Raw genomic sequence first — 24,090 nt, 5'->3', positions numbered from 1 at the left:
CCCACGCCCGGGTTGTCGCGACGCAGCAGCCCGGCGCTATAATTAACAAGATTTTTGCCAGCCCTCCGCTGCGCCACGGGCAGCGTCGACGGCACCCTCCCCCCAACCGGTGGTCACGTGAGCACAAACCTGATTCGCGAGTTCTTCGAGTCCTCTCAACTCGCAGGCGGCAACGCCGATTATGTCGAAGCACTTTACGAGGCGTGGCTGAGCGATCCGGGCTCCGTGCCCGCCGAGTGGAACAGCTACTTCCAGACCTTCAATGGCCGCGCGTCGGGAGATGTCTCCCACACCGCGGCCATTGCGCGTATTGAGTCCGCGCAAAAGCAGCGTCGCAGTGCCGTCGCCACGGTCGACGACGCCCATGCGCGCAAGCAGGCCGGCGTGCTTCGACTGCTCACCGCCTACCGCTCGCGCGGTCACCTCGGCGCCGATCTCGACCCGCTGGGCCTGGCCCAGAAGATGGACGCCCCGGACCTCGGCCTGGCCTTCCACGGCCTGAGCGAGGCCGACCTGGACACCGAGTTCGACTGCGGCACCTATGCCGGCGGTGGCCACCGCATGAAGCTGCGCGACCTCTGGGCGCGCCTGAAGAAGGTGTACACCGGCACCATCGGCGCCGAGTTCATGTACATCTCCGATCACGCCCAGCGGAACTGGATCTACTCCCGCCTGGAGCAGGCCAACGGCAGTGCCGGCCTCGACAAGTCCGAAAAGAGCCACCTGCTCGACGTGCTCACTGCCACCGAGGGCCTGGAGCGCTACCTGCACACCAAGTACGTCGGCCAGAAGCGCTTCTCGCTGGAAGGCGGCGACAGCCTGATCCCGCTGGTCGACGACGTCGTGCGCATGGCCGGCGACAACGGCATCAAGGAGCTGGTGATCGGCATGGCCCACCGCGGCCGCCTCAACGTGCTGGTCAACATCCTCGGCAAGCCGCCGAAGACCCTTTTCGACGAGTTCGAGGGCAAGTTCGAGCACATCGACGACCCGTCCTATTCCGGTGACGTGAAGTACCACATGGGCTTCTCGTCCGACCTGAAGACGCCCAAGGGCGGCGTGCACGTGGCGCTGGCGTTCAATCCGTCGCACCTGGAGATCGTCAACCCGGTGGTGGCCGGCTCCGTGCACGCGCGCCAGCTGCGCCGCCACGACACCGAGCACAACCAGTCGATGGCGGTACTGGTGCATGGCGACGCGGCGCTGGCCGGCCAGGGCGTGAACATGGAACTGTTCAACATGTCGCAGGCCCGCGGCTTCAGGATCGGCGGCACCCTGCACGTGGTGGTCAACAACCAGGTCGGCTTCACCACCTCCAACCCGCAGGACGCCCGCTCCACGATGTACTGCACCGACCTGGCCAAGATGGTCAACGCGCCGGTGTTCCACGTGAACGGCGACGACCCGGAAGCGGTGATCGAGGTCACCCGCCTGGCCTACGAGTTCCGCAAGACCTTCCGCAAGGACGTGGTCATCGACGTGGTGTGCTACCGCCGCCACGGCCACAACGAGGCCGACGAGCCGGCGGCCACCCAGCCGCTGATGTACCAGATCATCCGCAAGCGCCCGACCACCCGCGACCTGTACGCCCAGGCGCTGCAGAAGGAAGGCGTGATCGACGAGGGCGACGGCCAGAAGCGCCTGGACGCCTACCGCGACCGGCTCGAGGCCGGTGCGCCGCTGGCCGAGTTCAACCCGACGCCGGTGCGCGACCTGGAAATCGACTGGGCCCGCTTCACCAACAACTCGCTCGACACTCCGGCCGATACCACCGTACCGAAGAAGAAGCTGGTGGAGCTGGCCCACCGCATCCTCGACCTGCCGGGCGACCTGACCCTGCAGTCGCGCGTGAACAAGATCTACGACGACCGCCGCAAGATGGCCGCCGGCGAGCAGCCGGCCGACTGGGGCTTCGCCGAGAACCTCGCCTACGCCACCCTGATCGATGGCGGCAGCAACCTGCGCCTGGTCGGCCAGGACTCCGGCCGCGGCACGTTCTTCCATCGCCACGCGGTGCTGCACGACCAGAAGGACGGTCACACCTACATGCCGCTGGCCACCCTCCGCGACGGCGCCAACGTCGAGGTGATCGACTCGCTGCTCAGTGAGGAGGCGGTGATGGCCTTCGAGTACGGCCACTCGACCACCGATCCCGACACGCTGCACATCTGGGAAGGTCAGTTCGGCGACTTCGCCAATGGCGCCCAGGTGGTGATCGACCAGTTCATCAGCTCCGGCGAGTCGAAGTGGAACCGGCTGTGCGGCCTGGCGCTGTACCTGCCGCACGGCTACGAGGGCCAGGGCCCGGAGCACTCCTCCGCCCGTCTCGAACGCTTCCTGCAGCTGTGCGCGGTGAACAACATGCAGGTCTGCGTGCCGACCACCCCGGCGCAGGACTTCCACATGATCCGCCGCCAGATGCTGCGCCCGGTGCGCAAGCCGCTGATCGTGATGACGCCGAAGTCGCTGCTGCGCCACAAGCTGGCCGTTTCCACGCTGGACGAGCTGGCCAACGGTTCGTTCCAGCTGGTGCTGGGCGAACATCGCGAGCTGCCGGTGAAGAAGGTCAAGCGCGTGGTGCTTTGCGCGGGCAAGGTCTACTACGACCTGCTCGAGGAAGCCGAGAAGCGCGGTCTCGAGGACGTGGCGCTGGTGCGCGTGGAGCAGTTGTATCCGTTCCCGCGTCCGGAAGTGTCGGCCGAGCTGGCCCGCTTCAGCGCCACCAAGGAGGTGATCTGGTGCCAGGAGGAGCCGATGAACCAGGGCGCCTGGTTCCAGATCCGCCACCACCTGCAGGCCTGCATCGGTCCGAAGCACACGCTGTCGTATGCCGGCCGCGCGCGCTCGGCGGCACCGGCCGCCGGCCACCTCAACGAGCACAACGCCGAACAGGCGGCACTGGTCGAGCAGGCGCTGGTCGCCCCGATCGGCACCGATCATTCGGCCGAGTAACCTATTCCGAATAGCGTGGCCGGGACGGCCGCTTTGCTCCTGCACCCACGGACGGGTGCCAACCCCAGCAAGGACCCTGTGATGTCCATCGAAGTCAAAGTCCCCGTTCTTCCCGAGTCCGTCTCCGACGCCACCATCGCGACCTGGCACAAGAAGGTGGGCGACGCGGTCAAGCGCGACGAGAACCTGGTCGATCTCGAGACCGACAAGGTCGTGCTCGAGGTGCCCGCCACCGTCGACGGCGTGCTCAAGGAGATCCGCCACGCCGAAGGCGACACGGTGAACAGCGAACAGGTGATCGCGATCATCGAGGAAGGCGCTGTTGCTGCCGCTCCGGCCCCGGCGGCGGAAGCGCCGAAGGCGGCAGCGCCCGCCCCGGCCGCCGCCCCCGCGACCTCCGGCAAGGGCACCGAGGACCTGTCCCCCGCCGGCCGCCGCGTCGCCGAGGAAGAGCACATCGACCCTTCCAGGGTCGCCGGCACCGGCCGCGACGGCCGCGTGACCAAGGAAGACCTGGTCAATTACGCCAAGGGAGGCAGCGCCCCGGCCGCCGCGCCGGCCGCGAAGCCGACCCCGGGTGCCCGCCCGGAAGAGCGCGTGCCGATGACCCGCATCCGCGCCCGCATCGCCGAGCGCCTGATGCAGTCGAAGAACTCGATCGCCATGCTGACCTCGTTCAACGAGGTGAACCTGGCCGAGGTGGTGAAGATGCGCAAGACGCTGGGCGAGTCGTTCGAGAAGGCGAACGGCATCAAGCTCGGCTTCATGAGCTTCTTCGTGAAGGCCGCGGCCGAGGCGCTCAAGCGCCACCCGGTGATCAACGCCTCGGTGGACAGCAACGACATCATCTACCACGGCTACCAGGACATCTCGATCGCCGTGTCCACCGACAAGGGCCTGGTGACGCCGGTGCTGCGCGACGTGCAGGACATGAGCTTCGCCGACGTTGAGAAGGGCATCGCCGGCTACGCCAAGAAGGCGCGCGACGGCAAGCTGGGCCTGGACGACCTGCAGGGCGGCACCTTCACCATCACCAATGGCGGCACCTTCGGTTCGCTGCTGTCCACGCCGATCGTGAACCCGCCGCAGAGCGCGATCCTGGGCATGCACACCATCAAGGAGCGTCCGGTGGTGGAGAACGGCCAGGTGATCGCCGCGCCGATGATGTACCTGGCGCTGTCGTACGACCATCGCATCATCGATGGCAAGGATGCGGTGCTGTTCCTGGTCGACATCAAGAACCAGCTCGAGAACCCGCAGCGGATGCTGCTCGGCATTTGAGCGCGCATCTGAGCGCCCCCGCTCACATGCCATAGGCACGACGCTCTGATACCGGCAAGCGCCTGAAACCATGGCCTTGCCGGTTGCCTTTTCGGCAACAGGGCCCACCTTCCGCTTCACCAGCGAGCCCGGTGCTCGCCCGCAAGGAAACCCGCCATGAGCGACCAGAAATTCGACGTCATCTTCATCGGCGCCGGCCCCGCCGGCTACGTCGGCGCGATCCGCGCCGCGCAGCTCGGGCTGAAAGTGGCCTGCGTCGACGCCTTCACCGGCAAGGACGGCAAGCAGGCCCTCGGCGGCACCTGCCTCAACGTCGGCTGCATCCCGTCCAAGGCGCTGCTGGACTCGTCCAAGCAGTTCTACAACATCGCGCACAACCTGCCGGTGCATGGCATCACCGTCGATGGCGCCAAGGTCGACCTGACCACCTTCATCGGCCGCAAGGACAAGATCGTCAAGCAGTTCACCGGCGGCATCGGCCAGCTGTTCAAGGCGAACAAGGTCACGCCGTTCTACGGCAAGGGCAAGCTGCTCAAGGGCAACCAGGTGGAAATCACTGCCCAGGACGGCAGCAAGCAGACCATCAGTGCGACCAACGTCGTGCTGGCCTCGGGCTCGGTGCCGATCGAGCTGCCGTTCGCCAAGTTCGACGGCAAGCACATCGTTGACAACGCCGGCGCGCTCGACTTCACCGAGGTGCCGAAGCGGCTGGGCGTGATCGGCGCCGGCGTGATCGGCCTGGAGCTGGGCAGCGTGTGGCGCCGCCTGGGTGCGGAAGTGACCGTGCTCGAAGCCATGCCGGATTTCCTGGGCGCCGCCGATGCGGACATCGCCAAGATCGCGTTCAAGGAATTCACCAAGCTGGGCCTCAACATCAAGATGGGCGCCAAGCTGTCCAAGGCTGAGGTCAAGAAGGACGGCGTGCACCTGGTCTACGCCGACAAGGACGGCGAGCAGAGCCTGGTGGTCGACAAGCTGCTGGTGGCCGTGGGCCGCCGCGCCTACACCGACGGCCTGCTGGCCGACGACACCGGCGTCAAGCTGGACGAGCGCGGCCGCATCGTGGTCGACGAGCACAACCACACCGGCGTCGACGGTGTGTGGGCGATCGGCGACGCGGTGCGCGGCCCGATGCTTGCGCACAAGGGTTCCGAGGAAGGCGTGGCGGTGGCCGAGTGGATCGCCGGCAAGGCCGGCCACGTCAACTTCGACACCATCCCGTGGGTGATTTACACCGAGCCTGAGATCGCCTGGGCCGGCAAGACCGAGAAACAGCTCAAGGAAGAGGGCGTGCCGTACAAGGTCGGCACCTTCCCGTTCGCCGCCATCGGCCGCGCCGTGGCGATGAACGAGGCGTTCGGCCAGGTGAAGATGCTGGCCCATGCCGAGACCGACCGCATCCTCGGCGTGCACATGGTCGGCCCGGGCGTCTCCGAGCTGATCGCCGAGTGCGTGGTGGCGATGGAGTTCAAGGGCTCGTCGGAAGATCTGGCCCGCATCGTCCACGCCCATCCGACGCTTTCCGAAGCCGTGCACGAGGCCGCCCTGTCGGTTGACAAGCGCGCCATCCACAAGGGCAACTGATCGCCCGGATGACACATCGCGGCCCGCTCGTGGCGACATGGGCGGGCCGCATCTTTTCAGGAGTGAGTGAAGAGAGGAGTGAGAGAAAAGCCAAAGCCGGCTCACTCTTTTCTCCCTATCCCCTGATCCCTTCCTCATCGCCACGATCAACCTGCTGCCTCGCACCACACCTCTCACTTCTCACTTCTCTGCACTCACTCCTCACCCCCATGCCCCACATCACCTCTCTCTGCGTCTACTGCGGCTCCGCCAACGGCAACGACCCGGCCTACCTCGCGCTGGCGCGCGACTTCGGCATGGAACTGGCCCGGCGCGGGATCGCTCTGGTCTACGGCGGCGGCAAGGTCGGCCTGATGGGCACGGTGGCCGATGCGGTACTGGCCGCTGGCGGCAAGGTGGTGGGCGTGATCCCGCGCCAGCTGGTCGAAAAGGAGGTCGCGCACACCGGCCTGACCGAGCTGGTGGTGGTCGAGACGATGCACCAGCGCAAGACCCGCATGTACGAGCTGTCCGATGCGTTCGTCGCCCTGCCCGGCGGCTTCGGCACCATGGACGAGATGTTCGAGATGCTCACCTGGGCACAGCTCGGCCTGCACCGTTATCCCTGCGCATTCCTGGACGTGCGCGATTACTACGCCGGGCTGAAGACGTTGATGACCCACATGGTCGACGAGGGCTTCGTTCAACCGGGGCAGCGTGACAGTGTATGGTTCGGCTCTTCGATGCCCGATCTGTTCGACTGGATGGTCGACTACGACGGCGGCCAGGCCGCCCGCGTAATCGGCCCGGCCAGCATCCGGGCCTGATCCGAGGACATGCCGATGACCGCTTTCCGCGCCTTTCGCATCCGCCAGGACGATGCCGGCTACCGTGCCGGCATCGAAGCCATGGACAGCGGCGATCTCTCGCCCGGCGAAGTGCTGGTCAAGGCGGCCTACTCCTCGGTCAACTACAAGGACGCACTGGCAGGTAGCGGCAAGGGGCGGATCCTGCGCCAGTTCCCGCTCAACGGCGGCATCGACGTCGCCGGCCACGTGGTCGCCTCGACCGATCCGGCGTTCCGGGAGGGCGACGCCGTGCTGTGCACCGGCTCCGGCCTGTCCGAGACGCGCGACGGCGGCTACGGCGAATACGTGCGGCTGGACGCTCGCTGGACGATTCCCCTGCCCGACGGCCTCTCGCTGCGCGAGAGCATGATCCTCGGCACCGCCGGCTTCACCGCTGCGCTGGGCCTGCTGCAGATGCTCGACAACCGCCAGATCCCGGAACAGGGCCCGCTCGCCGTGACCGGTGCCACCGGCGGCGTGGGCATGCTGGCGATCGACATCTACAGCCGCGCCGGCTTCGAAGTCCACGCGATCAGCGGCAAGGCCGACCATTTCGATTTTCTGCGCCAGCTCGGTGCAGCGCAGTGCCTGGACCGCCACGAACTGGCATTCAGCGGCAAACCGATGGACTCTGCCCGTTTCGGCGGCGCGCTGGACAACGTCGGCGGAGCGATGCTCGCCGGCCTGCTGCCGCTGATCGCCCCCTATGGCAACGTGGCGCTGTGTGGCAATGCCGGCGGCATCGGCTTCGAGAGCACCGTGATGCCGTTCATCATCCGCGGCGTGAACCTGCTGGGCGTTGCGTCCGCCGGAACCGCGCGGGACCAGCGCCTGCGCGTCTGGGAGCACCTGGCCGCCCCGTGGAAGCCGCTGCACCTGGATCGCATCGCCACGCGCGAAGTCACGCTGGAGGAACTGCCCGGGGTGTTCCCCGCCATGCTCGCCGGCGGCTCCTTTGGCCGTACCATCGTGCGCCACGCCGACACTTGACTCCAATCGCCGCCTCGACTTGGAAGCGCGTCGGGCGCGCCTTAGAATCCATTCACTTCGAACAAGGGATCCCCACCTTATGGCCCGCATCCTCATCGTCGACGACTCCCCGTCGCAGCTGCTCGGTCTCAAACGCGTCGTGGAGAAGCTTGGCCACGAGGCCCTCACCGCCGAGGACGGTGCCGCCGGCGTGGAAGCCGCCAAGCGCGAACTGCCCGACCTGATCCTGATGGACGTGGTCATGCCGAACCTCAACGGGTTCCAGGCCACTCGCACGATCAGCAAGGACCCGACCACGGCGCACATCCCGGTGGTGCTGGTGACCACCAAGGACCAGGAGACCGACAAGGTCTGGGGCATGCGCCAGGGCGCCAAGGCCTACGTGACCAAGCCGATCAAGGAAGACGAGCTGGTTGCCACGCTGACCGAGCTGCTGCCGGGCTGAGCTTTTCCGCTTCCGGACATGAGAACGGCGCCCCAGGGCGCCGTTCTGCTATCTCGCTCCGAAAACGGATCAGCTGCGCGGGTTGTAGTCCGCGAAATGCTTCTGCAGGGCCTCATAGGCCTTGCGCTGCTTGTCGTCCTCTGCCGGCGGCGTGCGGATGGACAGCTCCACCAGCTGATCCCCCGGATGCGCCCCCGGCATGCCGCGCCCCTTCAGACGCAGCTTGCGACCGGACTGCGAGCCGGCGGGGATCCGCAGGTCGACCGCACCTCCGAGCGTAGGCACCGGCACCGTGGCGCCCAGCGCCGCTTCCCACGGAGTGATCGGCAGCACGTGCAGCACGTTGCGGCCGTCGAGCTTGAAGCGGGCATCGTCGCGGATCGCCACCTCCAGCAGCAGGTCGCCGCTGGGTCCGCCGGCGGAGCCGGCGTGGCCCTGCCCGGACAGGCGGATCACCTGCCCCGGCTGGATGCCGGCCGGGATCTTCACCTCGAGCACGCGCTCGTGGCCGTGGCTGTCATGCAGCGCCACCCGGGTGCGGCCGCCATCGAACGCGGTCTGCAGGTCGATCTGCACCTGCGCCTGCACGTCGCGACCGCGCCGCGCCCGTGGCTGGCCCCGATGCCCACCACCGCGACCGAACAGGCTCTCGAAGAAGTCGCTGAAGTCGCCTTCGCCGCCGCCCTCGCCGAAATCGAAGCCCTGGCCGAAACCCGGTGGCGGACGGAACTGCTCGCCGCCGCGGTAGCCGCCGGCACGCACCTGGTCGTAGGCGCGGCGCTTCTCCTTGTCGCGCAGCACCTCGTTGGCCTCGTTGACGGCCTTGAACTTCTCCTCGGCGCCCGGTTCCTTGTTCTTGTCCGGGTGGTACTGCCGCGCCAGCTTGCGGTAGGCGGCCTTGATATCCGCCTCGCTGGCATCGGGCTTCACGCCCAGGATGTCGTAATAGTCTTTGAACTCCACTCACCTTCCCCCGACCGATACGTCACTGGATCGTGGCAGGCCGGCGCCTGCCACGATCCCATGGACCACAAGCTTACCCGGCCGCGTTGATGGTGATGCGACGCGGCGTGGCCAGCGGCTTCTTGGGGATGGCAATCTCCAGCACGCCGAACTTGCCGGTGGCGGTGATGCCCTCGGCATCGGCGCTGTCCGGCAGGGTGAAGCGACGGTGGAACACGCCATGCGCGCGCTCGACCCGGGTGTACTTGCCCCCCTCGCCGTTCACTGCCTGGCGTTCGCCCTTGATGGTCAGGATGCCCTTGTCCATGCTCACCTCGATCTGCGCCGGATCCACGCCCGGAATATCGGCCAGGATCACGAAGCGCTGCTCGTCTTCGCGGATATCCACGCGCGGCGCCCACTGGCTGGTGACCACGTTGGATGCGTCGCCTTCCTCGTTCTGGAACAGACGGTCGAAGGCCTGGCGCACCTCCTCCGGGAACATGCGGGTGGCACTCCAGTGCGTCGGATTGCGGTTGCTCATGTCAGACTCCTCGAATCGGTTACGGCGCGGTCGCCGCTTGCCCTGTCAAGTAGGTGCGGGCGGCGGCGATTCAAGGCGACAGAACGCCACGGCGGGGTTAGCATCCGGCGGTTGCCCACCTTTCAGCATGGAGACGCCATGACCATCCAGACCGGCCAGCCGCTGCCCGACGTGCCCCTCGCCGTCGTCGACGGCGGCGAGCGCCAGAACACCCGCAGCGGCGAACTGTTCGCCGGGCGCAGGGTGGTGATGTTCGCCGTGCCCGGCGCCTTCACCCCCACCTGCTCGGAGAAGCACCTGCCCGGCTTCGTCGCCCGGTTCGATGCCTTCCGCGCGCGCGGCTTCGAGGTGTTCTGCCTGTCGGTCAACGATGCCTTCGTGATGCAGGCCTGGGCCCTGGCGCAGGGCGTGCCGCCCGGCCTGAAGATGCTGGCCGACGGCAATGGCGAGTTCACCCGGGCGCTGGGCCTGGAACTGGATGGCAGCGCCTACGGCATGGGCCTGCGCGTTCGCCGCTTCGCCCTGGTGGCCGAGGATGGCGTGGTGACGGCGTTGGCAGTGGAGGCGCCGGGCGAATTCCGGGTGTCGTCAGCCGAGGCAATGCTGGAAGCCATCGGCGGCTGACGCCGCCTCCGGAAACGAAAAACCCCGGCCGGAGCCGGGGTTTTTCGTGCGCGGCAGCGCCGATCAGGCCTCGTCGCCACCCGCCGGCTCGGCGACGGTGGCATCCCCCTCGCCCTGCGGCGGCAGGCCGTCGGAGTTTGCCGTCTCGCCTTCTTCGCCGTTCTCCTCTTCCGCGTCCAGCCGCACCACGCTGACCAGGGCCTCGTCGGCCGGCAGCTTGATCAGGGTGACGCCCTGGGTGTTGCGGCTGAGCTGCGAGACCTCGGCCACGCGGGTGCGCACCAGGGTGCCCTGGTTGGAGATCAGCATCAGCTCGTGTGCCTCGGTCACCTGCACCGCGGCCACCAGCGCGCCGTTGCGATCCGAGCACTGGATACCGATCACGCCCTGCGTGCCGCGTCCCTTCTTGGGGAACTCGTCCAGCGCGGTGCGCTTGCCGTAGCCGCGGGCGGTGGCGGTGAGGATGTCGCCCTCGGCCGCCACGATCATCGACACCACCTCGGCATCGTCGGCCAGGCGCATGCCGCGCACGCCGGTCGCGGTGCGGCCCATCGAGCGCACGGTGTTCTCGTCGAAGCGGTTGACCTTGCCGTTGGAGGCGAACAGCAGCACGTCGCTGTTGCCGTCGGTGAGCGCCACGTTGACCAGCGCGTCGCCCTCGGCGAGGTTGATCGCCTGCTTGCCCTTCTGCAGCTGGAAGGCAAACTCGGTCAGCGGGGTCTTCTTCACCGTGCCGTTCCTGGTGGCGAAGAACACGAAGCGATCCTCCTCGTATTCGCGCACCGGCAGCACCGCCTGCACCTTCTCGCCCTCGGCCAGCGGCAGCAGGTTGACGATCGGCTTGCCGCGCGCGGCCGGGCCGGCCTCCGGCATCTGGTAGACCTTGAGCCAGTAGACGCGACCGGTGCTGGAGAAGGTCAGCAACGTGTCGTGGGTGTTGACCACCCACAGCTGCTCGACCACATCCTCGTCCTTCAGCGCCGAGGCCGAGCGACCCTTGCCGCCGCGGCGCTGCGCACGGTAGGTACTGGCCGGCTGACGCTTGATGTAGCCGGTGTGCGACAGGGTGACCACCACGTCTTCCGGGGCGATCAGGTCGAGCACGTTGAGGTCTTCCTGCGAAGCCTGGATCTCGGTGCGGCGGGCATCGCCGAACTCGGCCTTGACGGCCTCCAGCTCCTCGCGGATCACCTGCAGCAGCACCTCGGGGTTCTCCAGGATCTCGATCAGGCCGCGGATGGTTTCCAGGATCTGCCGGTACTCGTCGCTGAGCTTCTCCTGCTCCAGACCGGTCAGGCGGTGCAGGCGCATCGCAAGGATTTCCTGCGCCTGGACTTCGGACAGCTGGTAGCCCTCGGGCTTCAGGCCATCGCGCGGATCCATGTCTTCCGGGCGCGAGGCGTCCGCGCCGGCCGCCGACAACAGCGCACCGACCACGCCGGGCTGCCACTTGCGCGCCAGCATGCGCTCGCGCGCCTCGGCCGGCGAGGCCGAGGTCTTGATCAGCTCGATCATCTCGTCGATGTTGGCGAGCGCGACGGTGAGGCCTTCCAGGATGTGCGCGCGGGCGCGCGCCTTGCGCAGCTCGAAGATGGTGCGGCGGGTCACCACCTCGCGGCGGTGGCGGATGAACGCCTCGAGGATGTCCTTCAGGTTCAGCAGCTTCGGCTGGCCCTCGGACAGCGCCACCATGTTGATGCCGAAGGTGACCTGCATCTGGGTCTGCTGGAACAGGTTGTTCAGCACGACGTCGGCCATCGCATCGCGGCGGATCTCGATGACCATGCGCATGCCGTCCTTGTCGGACTCGTCGCGCAGCTCGCTGATGCCCTCGAGCTTCTTCTCCTTCACCAGCTCGGCGATCTTCTCGATCAGCCGCGCCTTGTTCACCTGGTACGGCAGCTCGTGGACGATGATCGTCTCGCGGCCGTTCGGCTCGGTCTCGATCTCGGTCTTGGCGCGCACCAGGATGCGGCCGCGACCGGTGCGGTAGGCCTCGACGATGCCGGCGGCGCCGTTGATGATGCCGTGGGTCGGGAAGTCCGGCCCCGGGATGTAGGTCATCAGCTCGTCGATGCCCAGCGAGGGATCGTCGATCAGCGCGATCGTGGCGCTGATCACCTCGGACAGGTTGTGCGGCGGGATGTTGGTGGCCATGCCCACCGCGATGCCGGCCGAGCCGTTGACCAGCAGGTTCGGCACGCGGGTGGGCAGCACCAGCGGCTCGTGCTCGCTCTCGTCGTAGTTGGGGCCGAAGTCGACGGTTTCCTTGTCGATGTCGGCAAGCAACTCGTGGGTGAGGCGCGACATGCGCACCTCGGTGTATCGCATTGCCGCCGCGTTGTCGCCGTCGACCGAACCGAAGTTGCCCTGGCCGTCGACCAGCATGTAGCGCAGCGAGAACGGCTGGGCCATGCGCACGATCGCGTCGTAGACCGACGAGTCGCCGTGCGGATGGTATTTACCGATGACGTCACCGACCACGCGGGCCGACTTCTTGTAGGGCTTGTTCCAGACGTTGCCCAGTTCGTTCATCGCGAACAGTACGCGGCGATGGACCGGCTTCAGGCCGTCGCGCACGTCCGGGAGGGCGCGTCCCACGATCACGCTCATGGCGTAGTCGAGGTAGCTCTGGCGCATCTCGTCTTCGATGTTGACGCGGATGACTTCTTTGGCGAGTTCTGCCATCAATCGGCTTCCCAGTGAACGAAAAAAGGCCGCTCCGCCAACACCTCAGGTGCGTGCGCAAGCGGCCCTGAAATCAACTGCCGGAGTGTATCACGAATGGCCATTTCGTGACAGTATTTTGATCTTTTAGATCAATAACTTAGCGCGAAGCCTTGGGGTGCCGGAAAAGCAGTCCGCGGGCTGTCGAAAAATTAACCAGCGCTGCCACCGCCGAACCGGCCGCGACGGCCACCGCCGGCCAGCGGTGCAGGCTCGGGAACAGCATCAGGCAAGCGGCGAAAATGCCGTAGTTGACGACGGCGCCCACGCTCATCAGGGCCAGCCAGTGCAGCAGCTCGGCATGCGCCCGGCGCCCGCTGGAGCGACCGGCGAAAGTGTGCCGGCGATTCCACCACCAGGTCACCACGGCCGCGGCGAGAAAGGAGACGATGCGGGCAAGGTAGGCATTCCAGTGGCCGAAGCTCACCAGCGCCTGGGATATGCCGGCATCGACCACCAGGCCGATCACGCCGCCGACGGCGAACAAGCCGATGGTGCGTATTTCCCTCACCGCCCGAACACCGCCTGCATTGCCAGCGCGTTCGGATGCTCGATCACGCCGCGCTCGGTGACGATGGCGTCGATCAGCCCCGCCGGGGTCACGTCGAACACCGGATTCCAGGCCTCGGCCCCCTCGACGACCGTGCGCTGGCCTGCGGTGGCCAGCAGCTCGGCCGGATCGCGCATCTCGATCTCGATGGCCTCGCCGTCCGGCGTGGCCATGTCCACCGTGGACGACGGTGCCACCACCATGAACTTCACGCCGTGGTGGCGCGCGGCGATAGCCAGCTGGTAGGTGCCGATCTTGTTGGCGGTGTCGCCGTTGGCGGCGATGCGGTCGGCACCGACGATCACCCACTGCACCTCGCCCGACTTCATCAGGTGGGCTGCGGCCGAATCGGCGATCAGCCTGGCGGGAATGCCGTCGCGGACCAGCTCGTACATGGTCAGGCGGGCACCCTGCTGCCACGGCCGGGTCTCGCCGGCATACACGCGATCGATGCGGCCGCCGGCAACACCGGCGCGGATGACGCCCAGCGCCGTGCCGAAGCCGGCGGTGGCCAACGAACCGGTATTGCAATGGGTCAGCACTCCCGAGCCGGGCGCGATCAGTGCCGCACCCAGTTCGCCCATGTGGCGGTTGGCGGCCAGGTCCTCGTCCTGGATCGCCTGCGCTTCGACCGCCAGTGCCGCGGCGTCGGCACCCGCCGCGATACGCGATTTCATGCGATCCAGCGCCCACATCAGGTTCACCGCGGTCGGACGGGCGGCGCGCAGCATGGCCAGCGCCGGATCCAGGGCCTCGCCCTGCTGCGCGGCCAGCACCACGCCCCAGGCAGCGGCGATACCGATCGCGGGCGCGCCGCGCACCACGAGGTCGCGGATGGCCCGGGTCACTTCGGCCGCATGGCTGCAGTCGATCCAGCGCTCCTCGCGCGGAAGCAGGCGCTGATCGAGCAGGCGCAGGTGGTCGCCCTGCCACTGCACGGCACGGACGCGGTCGTAACGGTCGTAGTCCATCGGGTTCGTTCTTCGAAGAGGGAAAAAGCGGCGCCCGGCATCGCGCCGGGGCTTTGCGGCCGGTGGAGGGTGCCGACTCAGGAAGCGTCGGGCATCACCAGCCAGAAGATCAGGTAGAGCAGTATGCCGGAGCCACCCAGCAGGGTCAGCACGATCCACGCCACCCGCACGATGGTCGGGTCCCAGCCGTAGTACTCGGCAATGCCGCCGCACACGCCGGCGATGCTGCGGTTGGCGCGGGAACGGGTCAGTCGCTTCGGTTGGTTCATGGCTTGTCCTTCGCCGTCAATCGCGTGCGCGGAGCCAGCGGTGGATCGCCGGCGGGACTTCGCGCTGGGCGCGACCGGATACGTAGATGCCGATATGACCGCCCTTGAAGGCGATCTCGGTGTAGTCCTGGGTACCGATGTGCTTGCCCAGCGCACGCGAGGCATCCGGCGGCACCAGATGGTCCTGCTGGGCGTAGATGTTCAGCACCGGCTGCTGGATCAGGCCCAGGTCGACCGGGCGACCACCGATCTCGAGATCGTGCCGGACCAGCTTGTTGCCCTGGTAGAAATCCTTGATGAACTGGCGGAACGCCTCGCCGGCCTGGTCGGGGGAGTCGAAGATCCAGCGCTCCATGCGCAGGAAATTCTCCAGCTCCGCCGGATTGTCGAGGATCTCCACCAGCCCCACGTACTTCTGCTGGTTCAGCCGCAACGGCTTGAGCGTGAGGTAGACCCAGTTCATCAGCGCCGCCGGGATGTTGCCCATCACGTCGACGAAGCGATCCACGTCCAACTGCTGTACCCAGTGCGAAAGCATGTTGTCCGGCGTATGGAAATCCACCGGGGTGACCATGGTGATGAGGTTCTTCACCTTGTCCGGGTGCATCGCCGTGTAGCACAGCGAGAACGCACCGCCCTGGCAGATGCCGAGCAGGTTGATCGCGTCCAGCCCGTGGCGGTGGCGCACGGCATCGACGCAGCGGTCGAGGTAGCCGTTGAGGTAATCGTCCAGGGTCAGCCAGCGGTCGGCGCCGTCCGGATAGCCCCAGTCGATCAGATAGACATCCTCGCCCTGCTCGAGCAGGTTGCGCACCAGCGAGCGGTCGGCCTGCAGATCGGTCATCCACACCGTGTTGACCAGGGCGTAGACGATCAGCACCGGCGTCCTGGCGGTCGGCCGGGTACCGGTGAAATGCCACACCTTGAGCTTGTCCTCGGCATAGACCAGCTCGCGCGGCGTGTTGGCGTACTCCGGCTCACCCATCCCGGGCAGGTGCCGCAGCCCTGCGGCGAGCTTGTGCTGGAAACGGTTGATCTCGGCCAGGGCCGCGGCCGGGTCGATGCGCAGTGGCGTGTCCATGATCATTCCTTACTTGCGCCGTGCGCGATGCGGGGCAGGAATGCCCGGGCTGACCAGCGAGCGACGGCTGGCTCCGGTCGACTTGACGGCAGCGGCGCGACGGGTCCGCGAAGCGGCGCGCTTGCGGCTGTCCTTGGCCGGCGGGGGCGAGCCGGTCGCCGGTTTCGCGGCGGTTTTGCCGGAAGGGGATTTCCCGGTTGCGGGCGCCTTGGCTGCGGACTTCGCGGAGCCCGCCTTTTTACCCGCGCTCTTCTTGCGTGTTGCCTGGGCCATCGACCGGGTCCCGGCGGTCGTAGCCTTGCGTTTCGGCCTGGCCGGCGCCGCATCGGCCACGGCGGGTGCGGCGGGTGCGGCGGGCGTGGCCTTTGCGGCCCCGGGCTGCGACCTCTTCAGCGCCTGCAACTCCGCGCGCAGCGCAGCCAGCTCGCCTGCGGCGGCACCGCCTTCCATGGCGCGCAACTCGCGACGGACCTCCTGCAGGCGGCGCCCCAGGCTGTCGATCTCGCTGCGCGTCGGCAAGCCGAGCTGCCGGCAGAGGTCTTCCAGGTGCTGTTGCACGAGCTGGCGCTCGCGCATCTGTGCGTTGACCATCGCGCCATAGACCTCGCGGAACTCGTCGCTGAGCGCGATCTCGGCATAGGCCTCTTCGGCCGCGTCCACCCACAGGTCGTAAAGTGCCTTGAGCGATTCGAGCTGGCGTCCGGGCTCGACGTGGTCGGCCAGCTTGTCCTGCAGGCGCTCCAGTCCCTGGGCGTTGGCCTTGAGGATCAAGGCCTGGTAGCGGCGCTGCTGCTCGGCACTCTCCATCATGGCGGCGACGAGCGCCTGCTGCTGGGCCTGCTGTTCGCGGTGCAGGCCGAACCCGGGCATGTACGACGGCGTACGCCAGTCGGCCGTGCCCGCCTGGCTCGCCGCGGCCAGCCAGGCCTGCCACTGCTGCACGAAGCCCTGAGCCGCTGTGCTGTCGATGCCGCTGAACGCCTGGGCGAAGGGTTGGGCCGCGCCGCCCAGGAAGTCCTTCATCGACGCCTGCCAGTCCACTCCGGGCGGAATTGCCTGCGCGGTTGCCGCACGCTGCATCCACTCCAGGTAAGAGGAGATGCCCGACAAGCCACGCTCCAGCATGTCGCTCACCGGGGCCGAGGGCGCAGCCATGCCCGGCATGCCTGCCATACCCGGCATGCCGGGCACGCCGAATCCGGCGAACGGCGAGGCGGGTTGGCCGCCGGCCTGCTGCAGGAAGCGCATCCACTGGGACCAGGACTGTTCTGCCATGGCCTGGGATTGCCTGATGAAATCGCTTGCCTGATCGGCCATGCCTGCCTCCGGATGCGGGTCACCCGGCATCGTAGCAAATGGGCGTGGCGATAAAACGACGAAGGCCCGGCGTCGCCGCCGGGCCTTCGTTCGATTACCACGGAGCAGCCGGTCAGGCGCCGGCGGCTTCGTCCTCGGTCACCGCCTTCATGGACAGGCGGATACGCCCCTGCTTGTCCACTTCCAGCACCTTCACCTTGACGATGTCGCCTTCCTTCAGCTTGTCGGACACCTTCTCGACGCGCTCGGAGGAGATCTGCGACACGTGCACCAGACCGTCCTTGCCCGGCATGATCGTGACGAACGCGCCGAAGTCCATCAGCTTGGCGACCTTGCCCTCGTAGATGCGGCCCGGCTCGACGTCGGAGACGATCTGCTCGATGCGCTTCTTCGCCTCGTCGGCCGCCAGGCGGTTGACCGAGGCGATGATGACGGTGCCGTCGTCGCTGATGTCGATGGTGGTGCCGGTCTCCTCGGTGATCGAGCGGATGGTCGCGCCACCCTTGCCGATCACTTCGCGGATCTTGTCCGGATGGATCTTGATGGTGAGCAGGCGCGGGGCGTACTCGCTCATCTCCGACCGCGGCGTGCTGATCACCTTGGCCATCTCGCCCAGGATGTGCAGGCGGCCACGCTTGGCCTGCTCCAGCGCCACCTTCATGATCTCTTCGGTGATGCCGTCGATCTTGATGTCCATCTGCAGCGCGGAGATGCCATCGGCGCTACCGGCCACCTTGAAGTCCATGTCGCCGAGGTGATCCTCGTCGCCCAGGATGTCCGACAGCACGACGAAATCGCTGCCTTCCTTCACCAGGCCCATGGCGATGCCGGCCACCGGTGCCTTCAGCGGCACGCCGGCATCCATCATCGCCAGCGAGGAACCGCACACCGAAGCCATCGACGAGGAGCCGTTGGACTCGGTGATTTCCGAGACCACGCGCACCACGTACGGGAACTCCTCGATGCTCGGCTTGACTGCCTGCACGCCGCGCTTGGCGAGACGGCCGTGGCCGATCTCGCGACGCTTCGGCGCGCCGAAGCGACCGGCCTCGCCCACCGAGAACGGCGGGAAGTTGTAGTGGAACAGGAACGGATCCTTAGACTCGCCTTCCGGCGCGTCGATGATCTGCGCGTCGCGGGTGGTGCCCAGCGTGGCCACGACCAGCGCCTGCGTCTCGCCGCGGGTGAACAGCGCCGAGCCGTGCGTGCGCGGCAGCACGCCCACGCGCACCGAGATCGGACGCACGTCGTCGAGGTTGCGGCCGTCGATGCGCACCTTGGTCTTCAGCACGCTGTCGCGCATGGTGCGGTATTCGAGCTCGGCAAACTCCTTGCCCAGCTCGGCGGAGGTCCAGCCGTGCTGCTCGGCCTGCGCCTTGAGCGACTCCATCACGTCGGCCTTGATCGCCGAGATGGCGTCGCGGCGCTGCAGCTTGTCGCGCACCTGGAAGGCCTGCTCCAGCTTGTCGCCCACGGCGCCCTTCAGCGCGGCGACCAGCGACTCGTTGCGGGCCGGCGCCTGCCAGTTCCACGAGGGCTTGGCGGCTTCGGCGGCCAGCTCGGCGATGGCGTTGATCGCCACCTGCATCTGCTGGTGACCGAACATCACCGCGCCGAGCATCACGTCCTCGGACAGCAGCTTGGCCTCGGACTCCACCATCAGCACGGCGCCGGAGGTGCCGGCCACGACGAGGTCGAGGTCGGAGGTCTTCAGATCGGCGTGCGTCGGGTTCAGCACGTACTTGCCGTCGACATAGCCGACGCGCGCGGCACCGATCGGGCCCTGGAACGGGATGCCCGCCAGCGACAGCGCAGCGGAGGCACCGAGCATCGCCGGGATGTCGCCGTCGATTTCCGGGTTCAGCGAGACGACCTGGGCGATCACCTGGACTTCGTTCTTGAAGTCTTCCGGGAACAGCGGACGCACCGGGCGATCGATCAGGCGCGAGGTCAGCGTCTCCTTCTCGGTCGGGCGGCCTTCGCGCTTGAAGAAGCCGCCGGGGATACGGCCGGCGGAGTAGAACTTCTCGACATAGTCGACGGTGAGCGGGAAGAAGTCCTGGCCCTCGCGGGGCTTGGCCGCGGCCACCGCGGTGACCAGCACCACGGTGCCGCCCATGCTGACCATCACCGCACCGGATGCCTGCCGGGCGATTTCGCCCGTCTCCAGTGTGACTTCGTGATTACCGTACTGGAATGACTTGGTTACTTTCGCCACGTTAGGTCTCCTCGTGGATTAACGGCGGAGGCCGAGACGTTCGATCAGGCTCTGGTAGCGAGCCAGGTCGCGATCCTTCAGATACGCGAGCAGGCTCTTGCGGCGGTTGACCAGCTGCAGCAGGCCGCGACGCGAGTGGTGGTCCTGCTTGTGGGTCTTGAAGTGGCCGGTGAGGTGTTCGATCCGGGCCGACAGCAGGGCCACCTGCACTTCCGGCGAACCGGTGTCGTTGGGCACGCGGCCGAATTCAGCAATGATCTTGCTGGTCTGTTCTGCGGTCAGGGACATGAGTGTTTCTTCCTCAAAAGCGAATGCGAAGCTTGCGCAACGTCACCACCCGATGACGTTGCGCAAGCTTCGACTGGTTGATTGGAACGGTTGAATCAAGCTCCTTATTGTAGCGAGGGGAGCCGCGCTACAACAAGACCGTCATCCCCCCGCCACCGGGCTGTCGCCGAACTCCATCGACGCCTCAGCCGCCGGGCGGCAGGTTGAAGCCGCGTTGTACCCGCAGCAGTCCATCCGGGCCGCATTCGACCAGGGCCAACAGGGCGCCATCTTCGGCGAACGCCGTACAAAGCCCGACGGGAATACCCTCCCCGTCCAGCGCGATCCGTCGCCCCTGGGCGATCGCCTGGCTTTGTGCGGCATCCAGATGGAGCGCCGGCAGGTGTGCCACTCCCGCGGAGACCGGCAGCAAGGCCTCGAGCAGGGCAGCGTCGCCCTGCCCGGCCCGCTCGCGCAATTCGTCCAGCGAGTACATCCGCGGCGAGGTGAACGGCTCGACCCAGATCCTGCGCAAGGCGGTCAGGTGCGCCCCGCACCCCAGTGCCTCCCCCAGGTCGACGGCCAGGCTGCGGATGTAGGTGCCCGTGCCGCACTCGATCTCCAGGTGCAGCAGGTCGCCTTCGCGGCCGAGCAGCACCAGGCGGTAAACGTCGACCTCCCGGGCGGGGACATCCACGGCCTCGCCGCGGCGCGCCTTGGCATAGAGCGGCTCGCCGCCCTGCTTGATCGCCGAGTAGACCGGTGGCACCTGCCGGATGCGTCCACGCAGCGGCACCAGCGCCGCCTCGATCACCGCGCCATCAAGCGCCGGCACCGCGCGATGGCTCGCGACCTCGCCCTCGAGGTCGCCCGTGGTGGTGGTGACGCCCAGCCGGCAGGTGGCCCGATACGCCTTGCGCGCCCCGAGCAGGTGTGCGGCCAGCTTGGTGCCTTCGCCGAAGCACAGCGGCAGCAGGCCGGTAGCCAGCGGATCCAGCGCACCGGTGTGACCGCCTTTGGCGGCGCGGAACAGCCGGCGCACTTCCTGCAGCGCCTGGTTGGAACTCAGTCCCAGCGGCTTGTCGAGCAGCACAAGGCCGTGCAGCTCGCGGAAAGCGATCCGACCCATCAGTCCTCGACGGCTCCGTCGGCCGCCGTCGGCTCGTCGGCGCGCAGCAGTTGGTCGATGCGCTCGCCCTTGTCGACCGAGTCGTCGTACTTGAAGCGCAACTCCGGCACCCGCCGCAGGCGCATGCCGCGGGCAAGCGAGCGGCGGAACTCGCCGGCCAGCTCCTTCAGCGCCTTCAGCGCCACCGGCGCCTGCTCGGCCTGCAGCGCGGTGATCCACACCGTGGCCCAATCCATGTCGCGGGTCACCTCCACGTCGGACACGCTCACCGACGGCAGCGCATGATCGCGCACGGCGGCGTGCACCAGCAGGCCGAGTTCGCGGCGCAGTTCGGCGCCGACCCGGTCGGTCCGTTTGAAATCGCGTGAGGGCATGGGGCCTCCTTCGGGCGCAACGCGCCGGATGTTCACAAAAAGCAGGAAGCCCGGGCAGGCCTGCCCGGGCTCCGTATCTCGGGCCGCGGGTCCGGCGGGAAACGCCGGCCCGGACGGTCCGTTACAGCGTGCGAGCCACCTCGATGCGCTCGAAGCACTCGATCTGGTCGCCGACCTTGACGTCGTTGTACTGCTTCACGGCGATACCGCACTCCATGCCGTTGCGCACCTCGTCGACCAGGTCCTTGAAGCGACGCAGCGACTCCAGCTCGCCTTCGAAGACCACGGTGTTGTCGCGCAGCACGCGGATCGGCTTGGAGCGCTTGACCGAACCCTCGGTGACCATGCAACCGGCCACCGCGCCGAACTTGGAGCTGCGGAACACCTCGCGCACCTGGGCGATGCCGATGATCTCCTCGCGGATCTCCACGCCCAGCAGACCGGACGCGGCCTGCTTCACCTGGTCGATCACGTCGTAGATGATCGAGAAGTAGCGCACGTCCAGGCCGGCGGTATCGATCACCTTGCGCGCCGAGGCGTCGGCACGCACGTTGAAGCCGATCACCAGCGCCTTCGAGGCGGCGGCCAGCGTGGCATCCGACTCGGTGATGCCACCGACGCCCGCCGCGATCACGTTGACCTTCACGTTCTCGTTGCCGATCGCGCTCAGCGACTCACGCAGCGCCTCGACCGAGCCCTGCACGTCGGCCTTGACCAGGATGTTGAGCGTCTGCTGCTCGGCGCCCTGGCCCATCTGGGCGATGATGTCCTCGAGGCGGTTGGCCTTGCTGACCAGCCGCGTCTCGCGGCGCTTCTGCTGACGCTCGGCGGCCACTTCGCGGGCCAGGCGCTCATCGGCCACGACCACGAAGTCGTCGCCCGCTTCCGGCACGCCGGAGAGACCGAGCACCTGCACCGGGATCGAAGGACCGGCTTCCTGCACGGTCTTGCCGCGCTCGTCCACCAGCGCACGCATGCGGCCATACTCGATACCGCAAACGACGAAGTCGCCGCGCTTGAGCGTGCCCTGCTGCACCAGCACAGTTGCGACCGGGCCGCGGCCCTTGTCCAGGCTGGACTCGATCACCACGCCGGACGCCGGGCCGTCCTCGACCGCCTTCAGCTCCATCACCTCGGCCTGCACCGAGATCGCGTCGAGCAGCTCGTCCACGCCCATGCCGGTCTTGGCCGACACCGGCACGAACATGGTGTCGCCGCCCCAGTCTTCCGGAACCACTTCCAGGTTCGCCAGACCCTGCTTGACGTTGTCCGGGTTGGCGTCGGACTTGTCCATCTTGTTCAGCGCGACGATCAGCGGCACCTTGGCGGCGCGCGCGTGCTGCACGGCCTCCTTGGTCTGCGGCATGACACCGTCGTCGGCCGCGACCACCAGCACCACGATGTCGGTGGACTGGGCGCCGCGGGCGCGCATCGAGGTGAACGCCGCGTGGCCCGGGGTATCCAGGAAGGTGATCACGCCCTTGGGCGTATCCACGTGGTATGCACCGATGTGCTGGGTGATGCCGCCGGCCTCGCCCGCCGCCACCTTGGCGCGGCGGATGTAGTCCAGCAGCGAGGTCTTGCCGTGGTCGACGTGGCCCATGATGGTGACGACCGGCGGGCGCGACACCTTCTCGCCTTCCAGTTCGGCGTTCTGGGTGTGCGCGGCCAGTGCCGCCTCGGCGTTGTCCTCGCTCGCGGCCACGGCCTTGTGACCGAGTTCCTCGACCACCAGCACCGCGGTGTCGTGATCGATGGTCTGGTTGATGGTGGCCATCACGCCCATCTTGAAGAGCGCCTTGACCACTTCCGAGCCCTTGACCGCCATCTTCTGGGCGAGGTCGGCGACCAGGTTGGCGTCGCCGACCACCACTTCGCGCACGACCGCGGCAGTCGGACGGGTGAAGCCATGCGGTCCGCCACTGGTGGACGCCGACGCACTGCGACCGGAATCGCGACCGGAGCGGCCCGGCTTGCCACGTTTGCTGGAACGCCGGGCGCGGTCGGCATCGGACAGATGCAGCTCGCCCGAGGCGAAACGCTTGCCACCGGCGACGTCGTCACGATCGCGACCATGCCGCGCCTTCGCACCGCGCGCGGCATCCGAACCCGGTGCTGCCGCCGGCGCGGGGGCAGGCGCGGGTGCCGGTGCAGGTGCCGGCGCAGCCACGACCTTCTTTTCACGGCGACGCGGCTCGTGGATGCGGGGGACGATCAGGCCAAAGGCGCTGTGGTCGGTGCTGCCACCGGACGTGGTCTGGGCGGACGCTTCCGCGGCCTCGGCAGGCTTGTCCTGGACCGGTGCAGCAGCGGGCGCCTCGGATGCCGCCTCGGGTTCGCTCGTCGCCTGGGCTTCCGCGGCCTGGCGTGCATGCTCGGCCTCGGCCTGCCGGCGCGCCTCCTCGGCGGAGCGGGCCTCTTCCTCGGCGGCGCGCTGGCGCGCCTCTTCCTCGCGGCGGCGCTCTGCCTCGATACGGTCCTGCTCTTCCTGCTCGCGCTGGCGCTGCGATTCGGCCAGCTTGCGTGCGGCATCCTCGCGCTCGCTGTCGACCGCGGTCTCCTCGGCGATCACGCTGCGCTTGACGTAGGTGCGCTTGGCGCGCACCTCGACGTTGACCGTCTTGGCACTGCTGGCCGCGCCACGCCCGCCCGGGGTCGCGACCTTCAGCTCGCTGACCTTGCGGCGCTTGAGGGTGATCTGCCGGGGCGCCGCATCGTCGACCTCCGGTGCCGCCTCGTTCTTGCCGTGGGTACGGCGCAGGAAGCCGAGCAGCTTCACCTTCTCGGTGCTGCTGATGACCTGCTCCGGATCGGAGAATTTCATGCCTGCCTCGCCAAGCTGTCCGAGCAGCTTGTCCACCGGCATGCCAAGTACCTTGGCGAGTTGTTTGATCGTGACATCCGACATCGTGTTCTTTCTCCGCCGTTCCCGCGCTTCACGTCCGTGCGGCCATGCCTGCACGTCCACCACCGTCCCTGGTGGAGAGTCCGCATGGAC

General features: G+C 67.6%; 20 protein-coding genes. 7 read left to right on the top strand and 13 right to left on the bottom strand.

Translation table 11 applies throughout. From position 1 onward, the window contains the following. Positions 1 to 117 precede the first annotated feature (117 nt). From ATSB10_RS02915 to ATSB10_RS02890, 6 genes are all read left to right on the top strand, one after another. A complete protein-coding gene (locus ATSB10_RS02915; protein WP_063670353.1) occupies positions 118 to 2,952 on the top strand; it encodes a 2-oxoglutarate dehydrogenase E1 component in 2,835 nt (944 codons plus the stop codon). A gap of 81 nt (positions 2,953 to 3,033) precedes the next feature. Continuing rightward, positions 3,034 to 4,233: a 2-oxoglutarate dehydrogenase complex dihydrolipoyllysine-residue succinyltransferase gene (odhB, locus tag ATSB10_RS02910; protein ID WP_063670352.1), complete on the top strand. Its 1,200-nt coding sequence runs from the start codon at positions 3,034 to 3,036 to the stop codon at positions 4,231 to 4,233. Between the two features lie 156 nt (positions 4,234 to 4,389). Further along, the gene (gene lpdA / locus ATSB10_RS02905) at positions 4,390 to 5,817 is read left to right on the top strand and encodes a dihydrolipoyl dehydrogenase (RefSeq protein ID WP_063670351.1); all 1,428 of its coding nucleotides are present in this window, start codon (positions 4,390 to 4,392) and stop codon (positions 5,815 to 5,817) included. A gap of 209 nt (positions 5,818 to 6,026) precedes the next feature. After that, positions 6,027 to 6,623, top strand: a complete 597-nt coding sequence (locus ATSB10_RS02900) for an LOG family protein (protein ID WP_063670350.1) — start codon at positions 6,027 to 6,029, stop codon at positions 6,621 to 6,623. 15 nt (positions 6,624 to 6,638) lie between these two features. After that, positions 6,639 to 7,634: a YhdH/YhfP family quinone oxidoreductase gene (locus tag ATSB10_RS02895; RefSeq protein WP_063674309.1), complete on the top strand. Its 996-nt coding sequence runs from the start codon at positions 6,639 to 6,641 to the stop codon at positions 7,632 to 7,634. 79 nt (positions 7,635 to 7,713) lie between these two features. After that, positions 7,714 to 8,079: a response regulator gene (locus ATSB10_RS02890; RefSeq protein WP_017463210.1), complete on the top strand. Its 366-nt coding sequence runs from the start codon at positions 7,714 to 7,716 to the stop codon at positions 8,077 to 8,079. A gap of 69 nt (positions 8,080 to 8,148) precedes the next feature. Here ATSB10_RS02890 and ATSB10_RS02885 read toward each other — a convergent pair whose 3' ends face one another. Together ATSB10_RS02885 and ATSB10_RS02880 are read right to left on the bottom strand one after the other, a co-directional pair. Then, positions 8,149 to 9,042 carry a DnaJ C-terminal domain-containing protein gene (locus tag ATSB10_RS02885; RefSeq protein WP_063670349.1) on the bottom strand — a complete coding sequence of 298 codons (894 nt, stop codon included), beginning with the start codon at positions 9,040 to 9,042 and terminating at the stop codon, positions 8,149 to 8,151. Positions 9,043 to 9,115: 73 nt separating this feature from the next. Beyond that, entirely contained in the window at positions 9,116 to 9,565 is a 450-nt protein-coding gene (locus ATSB10_RS02880; protein WP_063670348.1) for an Hsp20/alpha crystallin family protein, read from the bottom strand. 138 nt (positions 9,566 to 9,703) lie between these two features. Here ATSB10_RS02880 and ATSB10_RS02875 point away from each other — a divergent pair, with 138 nt between their 5' ends. Beyond that, complete coding sequence (locus ATSB10_RS02875; protein ID WP_063670347.1) at positions 9,704 to 10,189, top strand: peroxiredoxin; 486 nt, start codon at positions 9,704 to 9,706, stop codon at positions 10,187 to 10,189. A 63-nt stretch (positions 10,190 to 10,252) separates the two neighbouring features. Here ATSB10_RS02875 and gyrA read toward each other — a convergent pair whose 3' ends face one another. The 11 genes from gyrA to infB all read right to left on the bottom strand — a co-directional run bounded on the left by gyrA (position 10,253) and on the right by infB (position 24,000). Beyond that, positions 10,253 to 12,877 carry a DNA gyrase subunit A gene (gyrA, locus tag ATSB10_RS02870; RefSeq protein WP_063670346.1) on the bottom strand — a complete coding sequence of 875 codons (2,625 nt, stop codon included), beginning with the start codon at positions 12,875 to 12,877 and terminating at the stop codon, positions 10,253 to 10,255. 139 nt (positions 12,878 to 13,016) lie between these two features. Further along, positions 13,017 to 13,427 carry a GtrA family protein gene (locus ATSB10_RS02865; RefSeq protein WP_236886477.1) on the bottom strand — a complete coding sequence of 137 codons (411 nt, stop codon included), beginning with the start codon at positions 13,425 to 13,427 and terminating at the stop codon, positions 13,017 to 13,019. After that, positions 13,424 to 14,437: an S-methyl-5-thioribose-1-phosphate isomerase gene (gene mtnA / locus ATSB10_RS02860; protein ID WP_063670345.1), complete on the bottom strand. Its 1,014-nt coding sequence runs from the start codon at positions 14,435 to 14,437 to the stop codon at positions 13,424 to 13,426. Before mtnA ends, ATSB10_RS02865 begins: the two co-directional genes overlap by 4 nt. 77 nt (positions 14,438 to 14,514) lie before the next feature. After that, entirely contained in the window at positions 14,515 to 14,706 is a 192-nt protein-coding gene (locus tag ATSB10_RS02855) for a PspC domain-containing protein (RefSeq protein WP_063670344.1), read from the bottom strand. Positions 14,707 to 14,722: 16 nt separating this feature from the next. After that, positions 14,723 to 15,787 (bottom strand): class III poly(R)-hydroxyalkanoic acid synthase subunit PhaC, encoded by a 1,065-nt coding sequence (gene phaC / locus ATSB10_RS02850; protein ID WP_063670343.1) that lies wholly within the window; start codon positions 15,785 to 15,787, stop codon positions 14,723 to 14,725. 9 nt (positions 15,788 to 15,796) lie between these two features. Then, a complete protein-coding gene (locus ATSB10_RS02845; protein ID WP_063670342.1) occupies positions 15,797 to 17,104 on the bottom strand; it encodes a poly(R)-hydroxyalkanoic acid synthase subunit PhaE in 1,308 nt (435 codons plus the stop codon). A 112-nt stretch (positions 17,105 to 17,216) separates the two neighbouring features. Continuing rightward, complete coding sequence (pnp, locus tag ATSB10_RS02840) at positions 17,217 to 19,322, bottom strand: polyribonucleotide nucleotidyltransferase (RefSeq protein WP_063670341.1); 2,106 nt, start codon at positions 19,320 to 19,322, stop codon at positions 17,217 to 17,219. Positions 19,323 to 19,340: 18 nt separating this feature from the next. Continuing rightward, a complete protein-coding gene (rpsO, locus tag ATSB10_RS02835) occupies positions 19,341 to 19,610 on the bottom strand; it encodes a 30S ribosomal protein S15 (RefSeq protein WP_017462237.1) in 270 nt (89 codons plus the stop codon). Between the two features lie 184 nt (positions 19,611 to 19,794). Then, complete coding sequence (gene truB, locus ATSB10_RS02830; protein ID WP_063670340.1) at positions 19,795 to 20,718, bottom strand: tRNA pseudouridine(55) synthase TruB; 924 nt, start codon at positions 20,716 to 20,718, stop codon at positions 19,795 to 19,797. Continuing rightward, positions 20,718 to 21,092 carry a 30S ribosome-binding factor RbfA gene (rbfA, locus tag ATSB10_RS02825; RefSeq protein WP_063670339.1) on the bottom strand — a complete coding sequence of 125 codons (375 nt, stop codon included), beginning with the start codon at positions 21,090 to 21,092 and terminating at the stop codon, positions 20,718 to 20,720. Before rbfA ends, truB begins: the two co-directional genes overlap by 1 nt. A 121-nt stretch (positions 21,093 to 21,213) precedes the next feature. Then, positions 21,214 to 24,000 (bottom strand): translation initiation factor IF-2, encoded by a 2,787-nt coding sequence (gene infB, locus ATSB10_RS02820; protein WP_063670338.1) that lies wholly within the window; start codon positions 23,998 to 24,000, stop codon positions 21,214 to 21,216. Between the last annotated feature and the right edge of the window lie 90 nt (positions 24,001 to 24,090).

It is taken from the genome of Dyella thiooxydans (assembly GCF_001641285.1).
Lineage (GTDB): Bacteria > Pseudomonadota > Gammaproteobacteria > Xanthomonadales > Rhodanobacteraceae > Dyella_A > Dyella_A thiooxydans.
This window is presented reverse-complemented; position numbering and strand designations above follow the sequence as displayed.